16 protein-coding genes are annotated in these 17,959 nt (G+C 66.2%); 7 read left to right on the top strand and 9 right to left on the bottom strand.

Annotated elements, in window-relative coordinates; all coding sequences use genetic code 11:
- Positions 1 to 149: 149 nt before the first annotated feature.
- The 7 genes from P1P91_RS09460 to leuC all read right to left on the bottom strand — a co-directional run bounded on the left by P1P91_RS09460 (position 150) and on the right by leuC (position 7,391).
- A complete protein-coding gene (locus P1P91_RS09460; protein ID WP_311882210.1) occupies positions 150 to 800 on the bottom strand; it encodes a phosphoribosylanthranilate isomerase in 651 nt (216 codons plus the stop codon).
- A complete protein-coding gene (truA, locus tag P1P91_RS09465; RefSeq protein WP_311882211.1) occupies positions 797 to 1,720 on the bottom strand; it encodes a tRNA pseudouridine(38-40) synthase TruA in 924 nt (307 codons plus the stop codon). The genes P1P91_RS09460 and truA overlap by 4 nt, the downstream gene beginning before the upstream one ends.
- Positions 1,721 to 1,732: 12 nt before the next feature.
- Positions 1,733 to 2,803: a FimV/HubP family polar landmark protein gene (locus tag P1P91_RS09470; RefSeq protein WP_311882213.1), complete on the bottom strand. Its 1,071-nt coding sequence runs from the start codon at positions 2,801 to 2,803 to the stop codon at positions 1,733 to 1,735.
- 189 nt (positions 2,804 to 2,992) lie between these two features.
- Complete coding sequence (asd, locus tag P1P91_RS09475) at positions 2,993 to 4,105, bottom strand: aspartate-semialdehyde dehydrogenase (RefSeq protein WP_311882214.1); 1,113 nt, start codon at positions 4,103 to 4,105, stop codon at positions 2,993 to 2,995.
- Between the two features lie 78 nt (positions 4,106 to 4,183).
- Entirely contained in the window at positions 4,184 to 5,269 is a 1,086-nt protein-coding gene (gene leuB, locus P1P91_RS09480; RefSeq protein ID WP_311882216.1) for a 3-isopropylmalate dehydrogenase, read from the bottom strand.
- A 20-nt stretch (positions 5,270 to 5,289) separates the two neighbouring features.
- Complete coding sequence (gene leuD / locus P1P91_RS09485; RefSeq protein ID WP_311882218.1) at positions 5,290 to 5,937, bottom strand: 3-isopropylmalate dehydratase small subunit; 648 nt, start codon at positions 5,935 to 5,937, stop codon at positions 5,290 to 5,292.
- 2 nt (positions 5,938 to 5,939) lie between these two features.
- Positions 5,940 to 7,391, bottom strand: coding sequence for a 3-isopropylmalate dehydratase large subunit (leuC, locus tag P1P91_RS09490; RefSeq protein WP_311882219.1), 1,452 nt, complete (start codon positions 7,389 to 7,391; stop codon positions 5,940 to 5,942).
- Between the two features lie 203 nt (positions 7,392 to 7,594).
- On the opposite strand from leuC, the gene P1P91_RS09495 reads away from it, so the two are divergent.
- Together P1P91_RS09495 and P1P91_RS09500 are read left to right on the top strand one after the other, a co-directional pair.
- Positions 7,595 to 8,509 carry a LysR family transcriptional regulator gene (locus P1P91_RS09495; protein ID WP_311882220.1) on the top strand — a complete coding sequence of 305 codons (915 nt, stop codon included), beginning with the start codon at positions 7,595 to 7,597 and terminating at the stop codon, positions 8,507 to 8,509.
- Positions 8,506 to 9,756, top strand: a complete 1,251-nt coding sequence (locus P1P91_RS09500) for a dicarboxylate/amino acid:cation symporter (protein WP_311882221.1) — start codon at positions 8,506 to 8,508, stop codon at positions 9,754 to 9,756. The genes P1P91_RS09495 and P1P91_RS09500 overlap by 4 nt, the downstream gene beginning before the upstream one ends.
- On the opposite strand, the gene P1P91_RS09505 is transcribed toward P1P91_RS09500, so the two are convergent.
- Positions 9,753 to 10,955 (bottom strand): methyltransferase, encoded by a 1,203-nt coding sequence (locus P1P91_RS09505; protein ID WP_311882222.1) that lies wholly within the window; start codon positions 10,953 to 10,955, stop codon positions 9,753 to 9,755. The genes P1P91_RS09500 and P1P91_RS09505 overlap by 4 nt on opposite strands.
- A 114-nt stretch (positions 10,956 to 11,069) precedes the next feature.
- Between P1P91_RS09505 and P1P91_RS09510 the strand changes: the two genes are divergently transcribed.
- The gene (locus tag P1P91_RS09510; RefSeq protein WP_311882224.1) at positions 11,070 to 12,389 is read left to right on the top strand and encodes a hypothetical protein; all 1,320 of its coding nucleotides are present in this window, start codon (positions 11,070 to 11,072) and stop codon (positions 12,387 to 12,389) included.
- A 37-nt stretch (positions 12,390 to 12,426) separates the two neighbouring features.
- Here P1P91_RS09510 and P1P91_RS09515 read toward each other — a convergent pair whose 3' ends face one another.
- On the bottom strand, positions 12,427 to 12,942 hold the full coding sequence (locus P1P91_RS09515) for a zinc ribbon-containing protein (protein WP_311882226.1): 516 nt from the start codon (positions 12,940 to 12,942) through the stop codon (positions 12,427 to 12,429).
- A 187-nt stretch (positions 12,943 to 13,129) separates the two neighbouring features.
- On the opposite strand from P1P91_RS09515, the gene leuS reads away from it, so the two are divergent.
- The 4 genes from leuS (at position 13,130) to P1P91_RS09535 (ending at position 17,895) form a co-directional block, all read left to right on the top strand.
- Positions 13,130 to 15,727 carry a leucine--tRNA ligase gene (leuS, locus tag P1P91_RS09520; protein WP_311882227.1) on the top strand — a complete coding sequence of 866 codons (2,598 nt, stop codon included), beginning with the start codon at positions 13,130 to 13,132 and terminating at the stop codon, positions 15,725 to 15,727.
- Positions 15,724 to 16,251, top strand: a complete 528-nt coding sequence (lptE, locus tag P1P91_RS09525; protein ID WP_311882228.1) for an LPS assembly lipoprotein LptE — start codon at positions 15,724 to 15,726, stop codon at positions 16,249 to 16,251. Before leuS ends, lptE begins: the two co-directional genes overlap by 4 nt.
- The gene (gene holA / locus P1P91_RS09530) at positions 16,248 to 17,306 is read left to right on the top strand and encodes a DNA polymerase III subunit delta (protein WP_311882229.1); all 1,059 of its coding nucleotides are present in this window, start codon (positions 16,248 to 16,250) and stop codon (positions 17,304 to 17,306) included. The genes lptE and holA overlap by 4 nt, the downstream gene beginning before the upstream one ends.
- Before the next feature lie 202 nt (positions 17,307 to 17,508).
- A complete protein-coding gene (locus tag P1P91_RS09535; RefSeq protein WP_311882230.1) occupies positions 17,509 to 17,895 on the top strand; it encodes a PA2779 family protein in 387 nt (128 codons plus the stop codon).
- The last annotated feature ends 64 nt before the right edge of the window (positions 17,896 to 17,959 follow it).

Below are 17,959 nucleotides of genomic sequence, written 5' to 3' on the forward strand. Positions count from 1 at the left end.
CGGGTGCACCTCACAAAAAACGCCAAGAGTTAAGCCATCCATCCCCCGGACGGGAGCGAAGCTGGCTTTCGTTATTCGACCGGTAAACGCGCAGCGGGGTTCCGCGCCGCCCGGGTAGGTCGTCACGCCAACACCTCCGCGCGTGAACGCTACAAGGCCGCCTGGGACGCACGATCCGCCGCCGCTACCCGCTTTACGAACGCCGTCATTTTCGCCGGGTCCTTGCGGCCGGGGGCGGCCTCGATGCCGCCGGAAACGTCCACCGCGTGGGGCGCTACCCGGCGGACCGCGCGGCCGATAGTGTCAGGCGTCAGGCCACCGGCGAGGATAACAGGTTTTGCAAGCCGAGCGGGAATTCTCGACCAGTCGAAAACCTCCCCCGTGCCGCCCGGCATTCCCGGCCGGTAGGCGTCCAGCAGCAGCGCCGAGGCGCCGGCGTAGCGTTCGGCTTCGCGGTGCAGGTCAACGCCGTCGCGCATGCGCAGCGCCTTGATCCAGGCCGTGGCGTAGCGCGCGCAGTCGGCGGGCAGCTCGCTGCCGTGGAACTGCAGCATATCGAGATGGGGAGCGCACTCCTCGACCAGGGCCGGGTCGGCGTCCACAAACAGCCCCACCCGGGTGACAAAGGCCGGCACCTCGGCGGCGAGGGTGGCAAGCGTTGCCACGTCGATGGCGCGCTTGCTGCCGGGCCACATGACAAAGCCCAGGGCATCGACGCCCTGCGCCACGGCCACGCGGACATCCTCGGCCCGGGTCAGCCCGCAAAACTTGATTCGGGTGCGTGAAGGCGCCGGCGTCATGTCGCGCCCTCCTCGACGATGCGGCGCGGGCGGCCCCGGCGCAGGCGCACCATGCGCGAGTCGGGGATCGGCCGCTCGCCGGTCCACTCACCGGTAGACAGCAAAAGCCCCGGCCCCAGCGGTTCTCGAGGCAGGTCAAAGGCGTCGTCGTAGCGCACGTCGACAAAGTGCAGCCCCCGAGCCGGCGCGGTCACGTCGCCCTGCTGACGGTCTTTCAAGGCCAGCAGCCGGGCGAGCCAGCCTTCGTCCCGAGCGCCGCGGCCGACGCTCAAGAGCGCGCCGGCAATATTGCGGATCATGTGGTGCAAAAAGGCGTTGCCCTGGATGTCGATCACTACCAGCGGGCCGTGACGCCTGACCTCGAGAAAGTGCATGTGCCGCCAGGGCGTTTTTGACCGGCAGCCGGCAGCGCGAAAGCTGGAGAAGTCGTTCTCGCCCACTAGCGCCTGGGCCGCCCGGTGCATGACATCGACGTCCAGCGGGTCGCGGCACCAGGTGACGTTGGCGCGCTCGAGCACCGGGGGATTGAGCTGATTGATCAGCACATAGCGGTAGCGCCGCGCCAGCGCGCTCAGGCGCGAGTGAAAATCGTCGGGCACGGCTTTCACCCAGTGCACGGCGATGTCCCGGGGGAGATTGGCGTTGGCGCCGAAGACCCAGCCCTTCTCACTGCGCGACGCCGGCGCGTCGAAATGGATGACCTGGCGGGTAGCGTGAACGCCGGAGTCAGTACGGCCGCTGGCATGAACCTGTACCGGGGCGTTGGCCACTCGGCTCAGCGCCTGCTCCAGCGCCCCCTGGATCGAGGCGGCGTGGCTCAGGCGCTGAAAGCCGCAGTAGCCGCTGCCGTCATACTCGATGCCCATGGCGAGCCGCCCGGTCAGCGGCGAGGTTTCGTCAAAGCGGTCAAACAGCGTCATCACTTGCCACAATCAATAGGAAGAAGAAGACGTATTATCCTGACTCGACGGCTCGAATGCCACCTCTTCGCTGCGCGGCGAGGCGTTCGCGTAAACGCCGACGTCGTCATCGGCGTGGCCCGAGCGCTGCCGGTAGCGCCACAGCGCCGCCGCCAGCGCCAGCAGTAGCAGCGCCCCCGCCGCCATCGGCCAGCGATACTCGGCGGCAAGGCTTGCCATGCCGCGACGGGCAACGGCAAATTCGCTGGCCGGCGACACCGCGCCGCCCGTCGCCGTGCCGCTTGCCGGCCGGTCCTCGTCCGCGCTTGCCCTATTATAGCCCGGCGTTCCCTCCTGCACCTCCTGGCGCGCCAGCTCCACCTCCTGAAGCGCCAGTTCCTCAGTCAGCCGGGAGAGCTCCGACTCCAGCCGGGACACCTCCTCAAGCAGGCGGTCGCGCTGGCCAATGACGCGCTCAAGGCGGTCCTTGAGCGCGTCGAGCTCGCCCGCATCACCTCCCTGGCCAAGTTTCTGACCCAGCTCCCTGACCTGGGCTAGCACGCTCTGATCGAGCGCCCCGAGCCCACCCGCCGCCTGCTCCGGCTCCAGCGACAGCGCCTCGCCGGCCTCCAGGCCCGGTGCCGACGGCTGCTGCTGCCCGCCCTGCTCCCGGCCGGTTTGCTGCGGCGCGTCCGGCGGCCCCAGCGGCACGTGCACCGGCCCTTCCGGCCCGCGGATACGCCAGGCAATGTTCATGTAGTCGATGGTTTTTTCCGCCTGGGCCTTGCTGCGGCGGAGCATGCGCTCGACGTCCGGCACTTTGAGCTCGGTGTTGGCGCTCATGCTGTTGATGTTGCCGCTGGGAAAGGCCTCGGGATTGGCTTCCACCAGCGCCAGCATGACCTGCTCGACGCTTGCCTTCTCGGGCCTGACACGCTCGGCTACGTGCCACAGAGCGTCGCCGCTGCTGACGTAGGTAGTAGCAGGCAATGTGCGCTGCGCCGGGTCGCCGCCGGCACTATCCTGCGCGCCTTCGTCGGCATGGCCCAGCGGGCCGGCAAGCGATACGGCAAGCAGCACAGCCAGCGCGGTTGGTAGTTTCATGAGCCCCCGGTTCCCTACGGTTACGGCGCGTCGGAGCGAATGCCTTCCGGCCCGACGCCTTCAGTGTCGTTTCCTCCCATATTCTACCGGCGTATCGGCCCGGCGGCATCCACAGCGGAGCAATATAAAGGAGACATAAAAAAAACGGGCGCCGGCTACAGCGCCCGTTGACGACGGCAATCGCCTAGTTTACTGCTCGCGCAGAATCGCCAGCATCCGCTTGAGCGGCTCGGCCGCGCCCCACAAAAGCTGGTCGCCGGCGCTGAAGGCCGAGAGATACTCGCCGCCCATGGCCAGCTTGCGCAGCCGGCCCACCGGCACGCTCAGAGTGCCGGTGACCGCCGCCGGGGTGAGCCGATCGATGGTGGCGTCCTTGTCGTTGGGCACGACGCTCACCCAGTCGTTGTGCTTCGCCAGACGGTCTTCGATCTCGTCGAGGGGCACGTCCTGCTTGAGCTTGATGGTAAACGCCTGACTGTGCGAGCGCATGGTGCCCACGCGCACGCAGATGCCGTCGATGGGGACGGGGTTGTTGTCCAGGCCGAGAATCTTGTTGGACTCGGCGCCGCCCTTCCACTCCTCGCGGCTCTGGCCGTTGTCGAGCTTGCTGTCGATCCACGGCAGGAGGCTTCCGGCCAGCGGCGCGCCGAAGTTGTCGGCGGGAAAGTCGCCGCCGCGCATGGCCGCGGTGACCTTGCGGTCGATGTCGAGAATCGCGCTGGAGGTATCCTTGAGCTCTTCGCCGACGCTGTCGCGCAGCCCGCCCATCTGGTTGAGCAGCTCGCGCATGTGCTTGGCGCCGGAGCCGGACGCCGCCTGATAGGTCATGGAGGTCATCCACTCGATCATGCCGGCCTCAAACAGCCCGCCAAGGCCCATGAGCATCAGGCTGACGGTGCAGTTGCCGCCGACGAACGTCTTTGCCCCGCGCGCCAGCTGGGCATCGATGACGCCACGGTTGACCGGGTCCAGCACGATGGTGGTGTCGTCATCCATGCGCAGGGCGCTGGCGGCGTCGAGCCAGTAGCCGTTCCAGCCCTCGCGGCGCAGGTCGGCGTACACCTGTTTGGTGTAGTCGCCGCCCTGGGTGGTCACGATGACGTCGAGCGCCTTGAGCTCGTCCAGGGCAAAGGCGTCTTTCAATGCGGGGACGTCAGCGCCGATGTCAGGCCCCGGCTGGCCGACCTGGGAGGTGGTGAAAAACTCAGGCTCGATGCCGCTGAAATCACCGTCTTCGAGCATCCGCTGCATCAGCACGGAGCCCACCATGCCGCGCCACCCCACAAAACCGACTTTCAACATGACAAGTCCTCCGGAAAAAATGTGGTTTCATTGTACACGATTGCGCGGCGCGTTTATCACCCGGCCCCGGGAGAAGCGTCAGGCCAGCCGACGGGAAAAGGCCTCGAGCACGGCGTCGCCCATGGCGTCGGTACCCACGGCCTCTGCGCTGTCGGCGGCGATGTCGGCGGTGCGCAGGCCGTCGTCCAGTACGCTACCCACTGCCGCCTCGATACGCTTGGCCATGGCGTTTTCGTCAAGCGAATAGCGCAGCATCATGGCCACCGAGAGCATCATCGCCAAGGGGTTGGCCATGTTCTTGCCGGCGATATCCGGGGCGCTGCCGTGGCAGGGCTCGTACATGCCCTGGCCGGATTCGTTCAGCGAGGCCGAGGGCAGCATGCCGATGGAGCCGGTGAGCATGGCCGCGGCGTCGGACAGGATATCGCCGAACATGTTGCCGGTGACCACGACGTCAAACTGCTTGGGCGCACGCACCAGCTGCATGGCGGCGTTGTCCACGTACATGTGGGAAAGCTCGACGTCGGGGTACTCCGGCGCCAGGCGCTCCATGACTTCGCGCCACAGCATGGTGACCTCGAGCACGTTGGCCTTGTCCACCGAGCACAGCTTTTTGCCGCGCTTTTGCGCCATGGCAAAGGCGACTCGGCCGATGCGCTCGATCTCCGCCTCGGTGTAAACGTAGGTGTTGTAGCCCAGACGCTGGCCGTCGCGCGCTTCGATTCCCCGGGGCTGGCCGAAGTAGATGCCGCCGGTGAGCTCGCGCACGATCATGATATCCAGCCCCGAGACCAGCTCGGGCTTGAGGCTCGAGGCCTCGGCGAGCTGCGGGTACAAAAGCGCCGGGCGCAGGTTGCCAAAAAGCCCCAGGTGCTTGCGCAGGCCCAGAAGCCCCTGTTCCGGGCGCCTGGAGCGATCCTCCAGCGCGTCCCATTGGGGGCCGCCCACCGCGCCCAGCAGCACCGCGTCGGCGGCCCTGGCTTTCTCGAGCGTTGCCGCCGGCAGCGGCTCGCCGTGGGCGTCAAAGGCACTGCCGCCCACCGGCGCTTCGTCGACGTCGATATCCAGCCCGGCCTTTTGGCAGGCTTCAAGCAGGCGCGCCGCCTGGGCGATGATTTCCGGGCCGATGCCGTCACCCGGGAGTAAAAGTACCTTGCGTGTCATAGGGAGTTCCTTGTTGGTGATCAGGCGCTGTCGCGAAACAGCCAGGGCCGGCGGGCGCGGTGGTCGGCCTCGAACTCGCGGATGGCGTCTTCGTCCTTGAGCGTAATGCCGATGTCGTCGAGGCCTTCCAGCAGACACTGCTTGCGAAACGCGTCCACGGTAAACGCGATACGCTCGCCTTCGGGAGTGATCATCTGCTGGTTTTCCAGATCCACGTCCAGGGCGTAGCCCTCGGTGGCCTCGACGGCCTTGAACAGGCGCTCCACGGTGTCTTCGTCGAGTTCGATCAGCAACAGGCCGTTCTTGAACGCGTTGTTGTAGAAGATATCGGCAAAGCTCGGCGCAATCACCGCGCGAAAGCCGAAGTCCTCGAGCGCCCAGGGCGCGTGCTCCCGGGAGCTGCCGCAGCCGAAGTTGCGCCGGGCGAGCAGCACTTCGGCGTTTTGATAGCGCGGCTGGTTAAGCACAAAATCCGGGTTGAGCGGCCGCTTGGAGCAGTCCTGGCCCGGGTAGCCCTCGTCCAGATAGCGCAGCTCGTCGAACAGGTTGACGCCGAAGCCGGTGCGCTTGATCGACTTCAAGAACTGCTTGGGAATGATCAGGTCGGTATCGACGTTGGCGCGGTCGAGCGGGGCGACCACGCCTTCAAAGCGGGTAAACTGTTTCATGTTCAGGCCTTTTGCGCGTGGATGTCATCGTTGGCAGGCAGGCGGCGCACGTCCACAAAGTGGCCGGCAATGGCGGCGGCGGCGGCCATGGCCGGGCTCACCAGGTGGGTGCGGCCGCCGTAGCCCTGGCGCCCTTCGAAGTTGCGGTTGGAGGTCGAGGCGCAGTGCTCGCCGGCGCCGAGCTTGTCGGCGTTCATCGCCAGGCACATGGAGCAGCCCGGCTCGCGCCACTCAAAGCCCGCCTCGATAAAGACCTTGTCCAGCCCTTCTTCCTCGGCCTGGCGCTTCACCAATCCCGAGCCCGGGACCACCATGGCAAGCGTGACGCTGTCGGCCACCTTCTGGCCCTTTGCCACCGCGGCGGCTTCGCGCAGATCCTCGATGCGCGAGTTGGTGCAGGAGCCGATAAACACCTTGTCGAGGCGAATGTCGGTAATCTTCTGGTTGGGCGCCAGCCCCATGTACTCAAGCGCCCGGGCGTGGCTGGTGGCCAGGGTCTCGTCCGCGGCCCTGGCGGGGTCGGGCACCTGGCCGGAAATGCCGGTGACCATCTCGGGGCTGGTGCCCCAGCTCACCTGGGGTTCGATCTCGGCGGCGTCAATCGTCACCACCTTGTCGAACTCGGCGTCAGGGTCGGAGACCAGATTGCGCCAGTCGGCCACGGCGGCGTCCCACTGCTCGCCGGTGGGCGAGTACGGGCGGTTGCCGATGTAGTCGATGGTGGTGTCGTCCACCGCGATCATGCCCACCCGAGCGCCGGCTTCGATGGCCATGTTGCATACCGTCATGCGACCTTCCATGGAAAGCCCTTCGATGGCGCTGCCGGCAAACTCGATGGCATGCCCGGTGCCCCCGGCGGTGCCGATACGGCCGATAATCGCCAGCACCACGTCCTTGGCGGTGACGCCAAGGCCCAGCTCGCCCTCCACGCGCACCTGCATGTTCTTCATCTTCTGGGTAAGCAGGCACTGGGTGGCCAGCACGTGCTCGACTTCCGAGGTGCCGATGCCGTGGGCCAGCGCGCCGAAGGCACCGTGGGTGGCGGTGTGGGAATCGCCGCAGACCACGGTCATGCCCGGCAGGGTGGCGCCCTGCTCGGGGCCGATAACGTGAACGATGCCCTGGCGCGGATCGTTGATGCCAAACTGGGCAATGCCGTATTCGCTGCAGTTGTCGTCCAGAGTTTCGACCTGGATCAGCGACACCGGGTCCTTGATGCCCTTGTTGCCCTCAGCGCGCTCGGCCACGGTGGTGGGCACGTTGTGGTCGGCGGTGGCGAGGTTGGCATCCAGACGCCACGGCTTGCGCCCGGCCAGGCGCAGCCCTTCAAAGGCCTGGGGCGAGGTGACCTCGTGGAGCATGTGACGGTCGATATAGAGAAGCGCGGTGCCGTCGTCGCGCTGCTTGACCAGATGCTGCTCCCAGAGTTTGTCGTAAAGCGTCTGCGCTGCCATGTTGCCTCCCGGGCGGCTGCCCCGTGTGACGTATTGCGAATTACCGGCGTCGCAAGGCGTTTATTACTGGCGATAATCCCTGCGCTGCCTTGTGTGTTGTCAAGCCGTGCTGGTATCAGGCTGTGCTGGCCAATAGTGTTGCCCGCCGTTAAGATAAATGCAATTCATGTTACTTATGGTTTGGATTCCTTTAAGGAATAGCTATGGACACCCAGAGCCTGCAGGCCTTTATCGCCGTGGCCGACTGCCAGAGCTTTTCCCGGGCGGCGGAGACGCTGCACCTGACCCAGCCGGCTATCAGCAAGCGCATCGCGGTGCTGGAAGACCAGCTCGGCACCCGTCTTTTTGACCGCATCGGCCGGCGTATCACGCTGACCGAAGCTGGCCGGGTGCTGCACCCCCGGGCACAGAGCATTCTGCTGGCAGTGGACGACAGCCGCCGAGCGCTAGCCAACCTCAACGGCCAAGTCGGCGGGCGCCTGAGCCTGGCGACCAGCCACCATATCGGTCTGCACCGCCTGCCGCCGCTGCTCAAGCGCTACACTCGGCGTCACCCCGGGGTAGAGCTTGGCCTTGAGTTTCTCGACTCCGAGCAGGCCTACCGCGACGTGCTGGACGGTCGCCTGGAAATCGCCGTGGTCACCCTCGCCCCCGAGCCCCACGAGCAGCTTGACGTGGTGCCGATCTGGACGGATCGCATGCGCTTTGTCTGCGCTGCGGACCATCCGCTGCGCCACGCCGCCTCGCTGACGCTTGGCGAGCTGTGCCGCCATGCAAGCGTACTGCCCGGCCCGCTGACCTTTACTCGCACGCTGCTGCGCCGGCGCCTGGAGGACGAAGGGCTGACCCTGGAAGCGGGCATGTCGACCAACTATCTGGAAACCCTCAAAATGATGTGCAGCGTAGGGCTGGGGTGGAGCCTTTTGCCCGACAGCATGATCGACAACGGACTGGTGAAACTCGACGTTGCCACCCCGCCGCTTCACCGGCCGCTGGGCTATCTGGTGCATCACGACCGCACGCTGTCCAACGCCGCACGCCGCATGATCGAAGAGCTCGAGCAGGCACGCGACGCCGGCAATCGGGCTACCTTTACCGAGCAGGAAACCACGCCATGACTCTGACGAAGCCTCCCCTCTGGAAAACCTACCGCGACGCACCACTGGTGCTGAAGATGGCGGCGGGCTTTCTGCTGGGCATTGCCGCCGCGCTGATCTTTCGCGACCAGGCGACTCTGGTCAAGCCGCTGGGCACGCTGCTGATCCACTTGTTGAGCCTGATCGCCATTCCGGTGATTTTTCTCACCGTGGTGCTAGCCGTCAGCCAGATGAACCTGCTCCAGCTGGGCAAGATGGGCGGCAAGCTGTTGCTCTACTATCTGACAACCACCGCCCTGGCGGTGCTGATCGGGGTGTCGCTGGCGCTTTTCTTCAGCCCCGGCAGCGGCCTGTCGCTGCCCGACACTTCGGTCGACAAACCCGATATCCCGCACTTTTCCGACATTCTGCTGCAGATTGTGCCGCGTAACATGTTTAACGCCTTCACCTCCGGGGATCTGATGGCCATTCTGTTCATCGCCATCATCATCGGCATGGCCGTTTCCACCATGCGTTTCTCCCGGGAAGAGGCCATGCGCGAGCACGGCGCGCTGGTCGAGCGCCTTTTCACCGCGATGAACGAAATGTTCTACCGCATCTTGAACGGCATTCTGCTCTACGCCCCCATCGGCGTCTTTGCCATCAGCGCCTCTACCTTCGGCAACCAGGGGCTGGAGACGCTGAAATCGCTTCTGTATTTCACCGGCGTGTTTTATCTGGGGCTGGCCATTCTCTCGAGTGTGGTTTACACCGGCTTTCTGAGCCTGTCGAAACACTCGATCGGGACCTTTTTCCACAACATCCGCGAAGCCTTCACCACGGCGTTTTTTACCTCCAGCAGCATCGCCACCCTGCCCATAGCTATCAAGGCGGCCAAAAAGGCCGGCGTGTCGGAGAAAACCGCCAACTTCACCCTGCCCCTGGGCGCTATCTTCAACTCCGACGGCGGCGCGCTGCGCATGGGGGTATCGCTGGTATTTGCCGCCAACATCACCGGGCTCGACCTGGCGTTTTCCAACTTTGTGGTCATCGTGATCATCGGCACCCTGCTCTCGGTGGGTACTGCCGGCGTGCCGGCCGCCGGGCTGGTGACGCTCTCCGCCGTGCTCAGCATGTTCGGCCTGCCCCTTGAGGTGGTGGCGCTGATCGCCGGGGTCGATGCGCTGATCAGCATGGGCGGCACCGCGCTCAACGTCACCGGCGATATCGTCGGCGCGGCGGTGGTCGACGAGGCCACCCCCGAGGCCCGGAAGGAAACAGCCTCCTAGAGCGGCCTGCCGGGGCTCGCCTGCAGCACGACGTTGCGCGGCGTCAGTGACCGGGAGCAGAAGGTGGCAAGCGTGGCGTCAAAGCCGGCCTCCTGCATGAACATCAGCCGGTCGAGCAGCAGCCACACTTCCAGCGGCCGGCGAAAGGCATGGCGTACAAGCTCGAGGCGCTTGACCTGCTCCAGCCGCCCATGGCCGGCCGCCTCCCAGTCGCGCTGCGCGAGAACCGTCGACGGCAGCGCCAGCCCCTTTTGCGCCGCCGCCCAGCGGCAAAAGCCGGCGAAGTCCGTCGGCATTCGGCCGTAGGCCAGGCTCGGCACCGGCAGATATTCATCCACGCCGCGCACCTCACGCTGAATCAGATCAAAGCCCAGCCGCCAGGCGTTCGCCCGCTCGCGCTGGCGGCTGACCGCGGCCGGCGCGGTGACGGTTTCCTCGACGGCAAGGGCCAGGTCATCGCGCGCAAGCGCCAGCTCGTTTTCCACCGACAGCCGCTGCCCCAGCATAGACAGCGGCCGATAATGCCTGGCCGCGGTGCGCTGATAGCAGCACGGCGCCAGCGTCAGCGCCACGCCCTTCTGCGCCGCCTGACGCAGCAGCGCCGCGTGCAGGTCGCCGCAGGCGTGAAGCGCCACAGCGTGCCCGCCGGGCTCAAGCCAGCGACCGGCCTTTTCGGCGAGCACGTCCTGCTCTGCCAGGGTAACCGCCGCGCCCTGGCGCTCGGCCAGCGCTCGACCCTGCTCGCACAGCGCCGGCTGCCACTCAAGACCGGTCACCGCCTGTCCGCGCAGGCGGCTCAAGGTGCGTGCCAGGTGTCCTTTCCCCGCGCACCACTCGATAAGCGGCCCGGCAGCGGCGGGCACGCAGCGCACAAAGGCCTGCAGCTGTCGCCATTTGCGCCCGCCGATATGGTCGCCCCAGACGTTGGGCAGCGCCGCCTTGTCGGCGCGATACGCCGGCAGCTGCGACAGCGCGCGAAGCTCGGCCAGGGGCAGCCAGGGGGCAAGCTCGCCGGCCGTTAGCGGGGCGTCTTCCACGCGCTCGAGGGCGTCGGCGTCAAGCGCCAGCAGCGCCCGATGCAGCGCCGGATACGCCCCCGCCCAGGGCAGCTGGCAATGGGCAAAGGGCAGCGGGCGCCACAGCGGCTGCCACGCGGCCAGCACTTCGGTCAGGCGCTGAAAGCGCTCGGCATGGTTCATGACCGATTCTCTCCCTCTGACAAGTCGCTGATAGCGCCGCGCCCTTGGCAGCCGCACGCTGGCTTTTCCCCGGCGTTGCCGTTAGCCTGCCGGAAATTTTCCAGGAAGGCGGATATGCACGAGAGCTCTCCCCGACAGCGCATCGCCGGCGGGCTGATACTGCTTGCGCTGGCGCTGCAGATTGCCGGCTTCAGCGGCGCGCTGGGCACCACGCTGGCGGTCAGCTACGCCCTGTGGCTTGCCGTGGCGCTGCTGTGGCGGGATATTCCCGCGCGCTCCCGCCGCCAGGCCGCCGTGCTCATTGCGCTGGGGCTCATCATGCTGCTAACCGCAAGGCTGGGCTACGGCGCCCGGATATACTGGCCGGGCATTATCACCCGCAACGCCTTCGTGGTGGTGATGCTGGTCGGGGTAAGCTTTATTGCCCTGATCGGCACCCAGGGCAACCGCAAAGCGCCGGGCAAGCGCGTCACCGGCACCGGCGGCGTGCTGCGCAGCTGGGCCGGGGTGCACTTTCTCGGCACCATTCTCAACCTCTCGGCGGTCTTTATGGTAGGCGATCGGCTTTCCCGCCGGGAACCCCTGTCCACGCCCCAGCTTTTGGCGCTTAACCGCGGGCTTTCCAGCGCGGCGCTGTGGTCGCCGTTTTTTGCCTCCATGGGGGTAATGATCGCGCTGGTACCGAATATGCAGTACGCCTACGTGGCGCTGGCCGGTTTCCCGCTGGCCATGTGCGCCGGGCTATTCACTACCCTGGAGCTTGACCGGCGCTTTGACCTAGACGAAGTCGACGGCTTTTCGCTGGCGCCGAAAAGCCTGCTGATGCCGCTTTGCATGGCGGTACTGGTGATGCTGTTTCACTTCTGGCTGACGCCCGGCCTCTCCATTGTCAGCATCATCACCTTCCTGCTGCCCTCGGTGGCGCTTGCTGCCAACCTGCCCCGGGGGCTGCGCTATACCGGCTACCGAATCTATCAGCACAGCATGACAAGGCTTCCGGCCATGCGCGGGGAAATTTCGCTGTTTCTTGCCGCCGGCCTGTTTACCCTGGGGCTTTCCACCCTGGTGGACGCCGCGACCCAGGACACGTGGACGCTGTTCGACCGCTTCGGCCTGCCCCAGGCCATGGCGAGCTTTATCGTCATCGTCCTCAGCGCGATGATCGGACTGCATCCGATCATCGGCGTTTCGACGCTGGCCTCGGTACTGTCGCTCGAGGGCAACGCCCAGACGCTGTACGCCTTTGTCGGGCTCACCGCCTGGGGCGTGGGCACCGCCGTGGGGCCGCTGTCGGGCATCAACCTTTCGCTTCAGGGGCGCTACGGCATCAGCGGCTACCGGATGATGAAACACAACCTGGGCTATGCCGGCGCCATGAGCCTGCTCGTGCTCGTTGCCATTGCCGGGCTTGCCCTGCTGCTGGGGCAGGCCTGACCGCGGTCAGGCCCTGGCAAGCGCCGGCGGGCGCCGTTCAGCCTTTCCGGGTGGCGGTCAGGCGCATGAAATAGCGGCTGCCGCACTGGTGGCAGGGCTCCAGCAGCTGCACCCGGTCAAGAATGACCTCGGCGTCGCAGTGGGTGCAGGCCATTTTGCCGGGGGCGGCCATTTCGCCCTCGCAGTAGTCGGCGCGGGCGGCTTCCAGGTCCTCGTTGAAGCGCTCGCGCTCGACCACGCTGCGATCGGCAATGGACAACAGCGACTCGCTCACCCGCCGCGACAGATGGTCAAGGTCAATGCCCAGCCATTCGGCCACCTGGCGCCCGGAATTTCCCAGATAGCTGCGCATGTCGCGCAGGTCGCGCTCGACCCAGGCGCGCAGCAGCGCCAGCTCGTCCTTGGTGTACTCGGCAAGCTCGCTTTCGAACTCGACGGCATCGTCCAGCTCCTTTTCCAGGCTCTCCCGGTCGAGCTCGCCGGAGCCGCCCTTCACCCTTTCCAGCAGGCGCTCGTAGCCTTCGCGCAGACGGCTTTCGTTGTGCTTGTCCATAACGTTCTCCTTTGCGTGTCAGTCCGGCGTGCCCGCCCCCGAGGTGAACGCGGGCCATTGTGTCGCTTGCCGTTCAAGGTTACCCCTTCATAGGATACAATCGAGTCAAGGTTCCAGCATTCGACTTTTATCATTCACTCTCGGCCCGGCCGCGCCGGGCGAGCAGCCCAAGGCATGACATAACCCGATGGACGCACATTACCGCCCCAGCGAAATTGAACGCGACGCCCAGCAGTACTGGGAAAAGCACCGGTGCTTCAAGGCCGTGGAAGACGCCAGCCGCGAAAAGTTCTACTGCCTGTCGATGTTTCCCTACCCCAGCGGCAAGCTGCACATGGGGCACGTACGCAACTACACCATCGGTGACGTGGTATCGCGCTTTCAACGCATGCAGGGCAAAAACGTCCTTCAGCCCATGGGCTGGGACGCCTTCGGCATGCCCGCGGAAAACGCCGCCATCCAGAATCAGGTGCCGCCGGCCCGGTGGACCTACGACAACATCGACTATATGCGCCGTCAGCTCAAGGCGCTGGGCTTTGCCTACGACTGGGATCGCGAGTTTGCCACCTGCGACAGCGACTATTACCGCTGGGAGCAGTGGTTTTTCACCAAGCTGGTGGAAAAGGGCCTGGTTTACAAGAAGATGTCCACGGTGAACTGGGACCCGGTAGACCAGACGGTGCTGGCCAACGAGCAGGTGATCGACGGCTGCGGCTGGCGCTCCGGGGCGCCGGTGGAACGCCGGGAAATTCCCCTGTGGTTCTTGAAGATCACCGACTATGCCGACGAGCTGCTCGCCGACCTGGAGGAGGTCGACTGGCCCGAACAGGTCAAGACCATGCAGCGCAACTGGATCGGCAAATCCCGGGGCGTGGAGCTGACCTTTGCCGTGAGCGACTCGGCCGGCGGCGAATGCGAGCCGCTCGCCGTCTATACCACCCGCCCGGACACGCTGATGGGCGTGACCTACGTCGCCGTGGCTGCCGATCACCCGCTGGCCAAGAGCGCCGCCGAGACCAGCCCCGAGCTTGCCGCCTTCCGCGAAGAGTGCGCCCGCGGCGGCACCTCGGAAGCGGACATGGCCACCCGGGACAAGAAGGGCCTGCCCACCGGCCATAGCGCCATCCACCCGCTGACGGGCAGGAAAGTGCCCGTCTACGCGGCCAACTTCGTGCTCATGGAGTTCGGCACCGGCGCGGTCATGGCCGTGCCCGCCCACGACCAGCGCGACTGGGAGTTCGCCACCGCCTACGGCCTGCCGATTTCTCCGGTCATCGCCGACGCCGACGGCAATACGCCGGATCTGTCCGAGAGCGCCTACGTGGAACACGGCACCCTGATCAACTCCGGCGAGTTCGACGGCCTGGACTTCGACGCCGCCTTCGAGGCCATTGCCCGGGCGCTCGCCGAGCAGGGTCGCGGCGAGGTCAAGACCCAGTACCGCCTGCGCGACTGGGGCATCGCCCGCCAGCGCTACTGGGGCGCGCCGATCCCGGTAAAGTACGGCCCCGACGGCCAGACCGTGCCGCTCACCGACGACGAGCTGCCGGTAAAGCTGCCCATGGAAGTCACCGTGGACGCCTCGGGGTCGCCGCTGAAGAAAATGCCCGAGTTCTCTGATCTGGGCGACGGCTGGGTGCGCGAAACCGATACCTTCGACACCTTCATGGAGTCGTCCTGGTACTACGCTCGCTTCTGCTGCGCCGACAACGCCGATGCCATGCTCGACGAGCGCGCCAACTACTGGCTGCCGGTGGATCTCTATATCGGCGGCATCGAGCACGCCATCCTCCACCTGCTCTACGCGCGCTTCTTTCACAAGCTGATGCGCGACTTCGGCATGGTCGACTCCGACGAGCCCTTCCAGCAGCTTTTGACCCAGGGCATGGTCATCGCCGAAACCTATTACCGCCCCGCCGAAAACGGCGGCAAGCAGTGGTTCAACCCGGCCGACGTCGAGGTCAAGCGCGACGACAAGGGCCGTGCCATCAGCGCAATGCTGCCCGCAGACGGCCAGCCGGTCACGGCCGGCAGCATCGAAAAGATGTCCAAGTCGAAAAACAACGGCGTGGACCCCCAGGCGATGATCGACCGCTTCGGCGCCGACACCGTGCGCCTGTTCATGATGTTCGCCGCCCCGCCCGATCAGTCGCTGGAGTGGTCGGACGCCGGCGTTGAGGGCGCACACCGCTTTTTGAAGCGCCTCTGGCGCCAGGTTCACGACCACCTGCAAGCGGGCACGCCGGCGGCGCTGGCCGACGTTAGCCTGACAGAGGCGCAACAGGCGCTGCGGCGCAAGACTCACGAGACCGTCAAAAAGGCCAGCGACGACATCGGCCGGCGCACCACCTTCAACACCGCCATTGCCGCGGTCATGGAGCTGTCCAACGCGCTGGGGCGCTTTACCCACGACGCCGACAGCGTCGACCCGGACCACCTGGCCGTGGCCCGGGAGGCGGTGGAAACCTGCGTGCTGCTGCTTGCGCCCATCACCCCCCACCTGTGCCACGCGCTCTGGCAGCAGCTGGGCCACGAGACGCCGGTGATCGACGCCGCCTGGCCGGCGCTTGACGAAGGCGCCCTGACCCGGGAGAGCATCGAGCTTGTGGTTCAGGTCAACGGCAAGCTGCGCGCCCGCCTCAGCGCCCCGGCGGATGCCGACAAGGAAACCGTGGAAGCACTCGCCATGGAAGACGACAACGTCAAGCGCCATACCGAGGGCAAGACCGTGCGCAAGGTCATTGTGGTCCCCGGCAAGCTGGTCAATATCGTGGTGGGCGCGTGAGGGCCGTCCGGCAGCCCCGCCGCCACGGCGTTTCCCGCCGCGCCTTTCTCGGCGCCGCGCTGGGCGCTTCCGCCGCTCTGGGGCTGGGCGGCTGCGGCTTTCACCTGCGCGGGCGCGAGAGCCTGCCGACGCTTCCCCCCCTTGCCCTCGAGGGCAACACCCAAAGCGATCTCGGCCAGGCGCTGGCCCGGCTGCTGCAGGCCCGAGGCAGCGGCTTGAGCGATTCGGCCCCCTGGCGGCTGACGCTCAGCGGGGTCGACATGCACAGCCGGCGGCTGGGCGGCACGGACCGCGGCAGCCGCGAGCATCGCTTTACCCTGGAGGCCCGGGTATCGCTGCAGCAGCGCCATGACCAGGCCTACGTGTGGAATCGCGAATCGTTCAGCACCGAGCTCAGTCAGCGCGTCAACGACGACGACCTGCTCAACCGCGACGTGCTGATCGACGAGGCCCGCCAGCAGCTGGCCCAGCAGCTGGCCAGGCGCATTGCCGAACGCCTGGCAAGCCTGGAAGCGCTCAGGTGAAGGTGTTTGCCGACCAGCTGCCCGGAGCGCTGGCCAAGCGGCTGCCCAAGGTGGTGATCGTCGCCGGTGACGAGCCGCTGCAGCACCGCGATGCCTGCGACGCGGTGCGGGCCGCGGCGCGCAAGGACGGCGTGGAAGAGCGCGACGTCCTCGACGTGGAGCCCAACTTCGCCTGGGGGCGACTTTTCGAAGTCGCCGGGAACCTCTCGCTGTTTGCCACGCGCAAGCTGATCGAGGTGCGTCTGGGCCGGCACAAGCTGGGTCAGGAAGGCGCCAAAGCGCTTGCCGAATACGCCGAGGGGCTTCGTCACAGCGACGACGTGCTGCTTGTCAGCATGGGCAAGCTCGATGCCCGACAGCAGAAAAGCGCCTGGTTCAAGGCGCTGGACAAGCACGGCCTGTTCGTGCCGGTATGGCCGGTGGACGCTTCGCGGCTGGGGTTCTGGCTGCGCGACCGGGCTCAGCGTCACGGGCTTCAGCTCGAGCTTGACGCCGCGCGCCTTCTCGGCGAGCGTACCGAGGGTAACCTGCTGGCCGCGGACCAGGAGCTGCAAAAGCTGGCCCTGGTGCTGCCGGCCAACGCTCGGGTGAGCATGGAAAGCATCGCCCGGGGCGTGGAGGACAGCACGCGCTTTGACGTCTTTACCCTGGCCGATGCCTGTCTGAAAGGCGAAGCGGCGCGCACCTCGCGAATCGTCTACGGGCTGAAAAGCGAAGGGGTCGAAGCGCCTATCGTGCTTTGGGCGCTGGGCCGGGAAATGCGCACGCTGCTTTCCCTGCACCAGCATCTGGAGCAGGGGCAAAGCTTCGAGCACGCCTGCAAGGCGCAAAAACCGATGATCTTCGAGCGTCGCCGGCCGGCGTACCAAAACGCCATCCGGCGCCTGCCCGCGCGCCGGCTGCACAAGCTTTTGCTGATGGCCCAGCGGCTGGACCTGGCCATCAAGGGCGCCTCCCCGGTGCCGCTGTGGCCAGGACTTCATGACCTGGCCATGACGCTTGCCGGCGGCCGCGGGCTGCTGGCAGAAACCGCCTGGACCTACCGAGTCCGATGACCGCCGCTCCCGGGGTTACCCAAGGATACAAACCTTGCGCTTTAGTGCACACCTCGGCCTTAAACACGCGGGGGTTTCTTTCTATAATACTGTGCGCGATCCACCCAGCGCCCGTTTTATCCGCAAGCCGGTCGGCCGGCTTTGCGATAATACGCCTGTGCCAACCCCAATAACCAACGCTACTCAACAAGGGAACATGACCATGCCTTACCTTCGCCGTTACGTCGCCATCATGCTGATTGCCGTGCTGGCACTTGGCAGCCTGCCGGTAGCCGCTGCCCAGACCGCCGGTCTGGTCTCGACGCAGTCCGCGCTTCAGGCCGACACTGCCGCAAGCGACCGCGAGCGCATCAACGACGTTCTCGCCCGCGCCGACGTACAGGACCAGCTGCTTGCCCAAGGCGTCAGCGTCGACCAGGTCAAGGACCGCGTGGCCGCGCTGAGCGATGCCGAAGCCCGCGAAATGGCTGACCGCCTTGACGCCATGCCCGCCGGTGCCGGCGTGGTGGGCGCGCTGTTCGCCGTATTCGTGATTCTGCTGGTCACCGACATTCTTGGCCTGACCAATGTCTTCCCGTTTACGCGCTAAGCGCCGGGCACTAAAGCGCTCCCTGCAAAACGCCCGCCCCGCGGGCGTTTTGCTTTGCTGCGCC

The sequence above is a fragment of the Halomonas piscis genome (genome assembly GCF_031886125.1).
GTDB classification, from domain to species: Bacteria; Pseudomonadota; Gammaproteobacteria; order Pseudomonadales; family Halomonadaceae; genus Vreelandella; species Vreelandella piscis.

What these genes read in the sequence shown, in the direction of transcription:
- P1P91_RS09510 (WP_311882224.1), top strand. Translation starts at nt 11,070, where the DNA reads ATGCACGAGAGCTCTCCCCGACAGCGCATCGCCGGCGGGCTGATACTG.
- P1P91_RS09495 (WP_311882220.1), top strand. Translation starts at nt 7,595, where the DNA reads ATGGACACCCAGAGCCTGCAGGCCTTTATCGCCGTGGCCGACTGCCAG.
- P1P91_RS09460 (WP_311882210.1), bottom strand. Translation starts at nt 800, where the DNA reads ATGACGCCGGCGCCTTCACGCACCCGAATCAAGTTTTGCGGGCTGACC.
- leuD (WP_311882218.1), bottom strand. Translation starts at nt 5,937, where the DNA reads ATGAAACAGTTTACCCGCTTTGAAGGCGTGGTCGCCCCGCTCGACCGC.
- P1P91_RS09500 (WP_311882221.1), top strand. Translation starts at nt 8,506, where the DNA reads ATGACTCTGACGAAGCCTCCCCTCTGGAAAACCTACCGCGACGCACCA.
- asd (WP_311882214.1), bottom strand. Translation starts at nt 4,105, where the DNA reads ATGTTGAAAGTCGGTTTTGTGGGGTGGCGCGGCATGGTGGGCTCCGTG.
- leuC (WP_311882219.1), bottom strand. Translation starts at nt 7,391, where the DNA reads ATGGCAGCGCAGACGCTTTACGACAAACTCTGGGAGCAGCATCTGGTC.
- P1P91_RS09515 (WP_311882226.1), bottom strand. Translation starts at nt 12,942, where the DNA reads ATGGACAAGCACAACGAAAGCCGTCTGCGCGAAGGCTACGAGCGCCTG.
- P1P91_RS09470 (WP_311882213.1), bottom strand. Translation starts at nt 2,803, where the DNA reads ATGAAACTACCAACCGCGCTGGCTGTGCTGCTTGCCGTATCGCTTGCC.
- P1P91_RS09505 (WP_311882222.1), bottom strand. Translation starts at nt 10,955, where the DNA reads ATGAACCATGCCGAGCGCTTTCAGCGCCTGACCGAAGTGCTGGCCGCG.
- truA (WP_311882211.1), bottom strand. Translation starts at nt 1,720, where the DNA reads ATGACGCTGTTTGACCGCTTTGACGAAACCTCGCCGCTGACCGGGCGG.
- leuS (WP_311882227.1), top strand. Translation starts at nt 13,130, where the DNA reads ATGGACGCACATTACCGCCCCAGCGAAATTGAACGCGACGCCCAGCAG.
- leuB (WP_311882216.1), bottom strand. Translation starts at nt 5,269, where the DNA reads ATGACACGCAAGGTACTTTTACTCCCGGGTGACGGCATCGGCCCGGAA.
- P1P91_RS09535 (WP_311882230.1), top strand. Translation starts at nt 17,509, where the DNA reads ATGCCTTACCTTCGCCGTTACGTCGCCATCATGCTGATTGCCGTGCTG.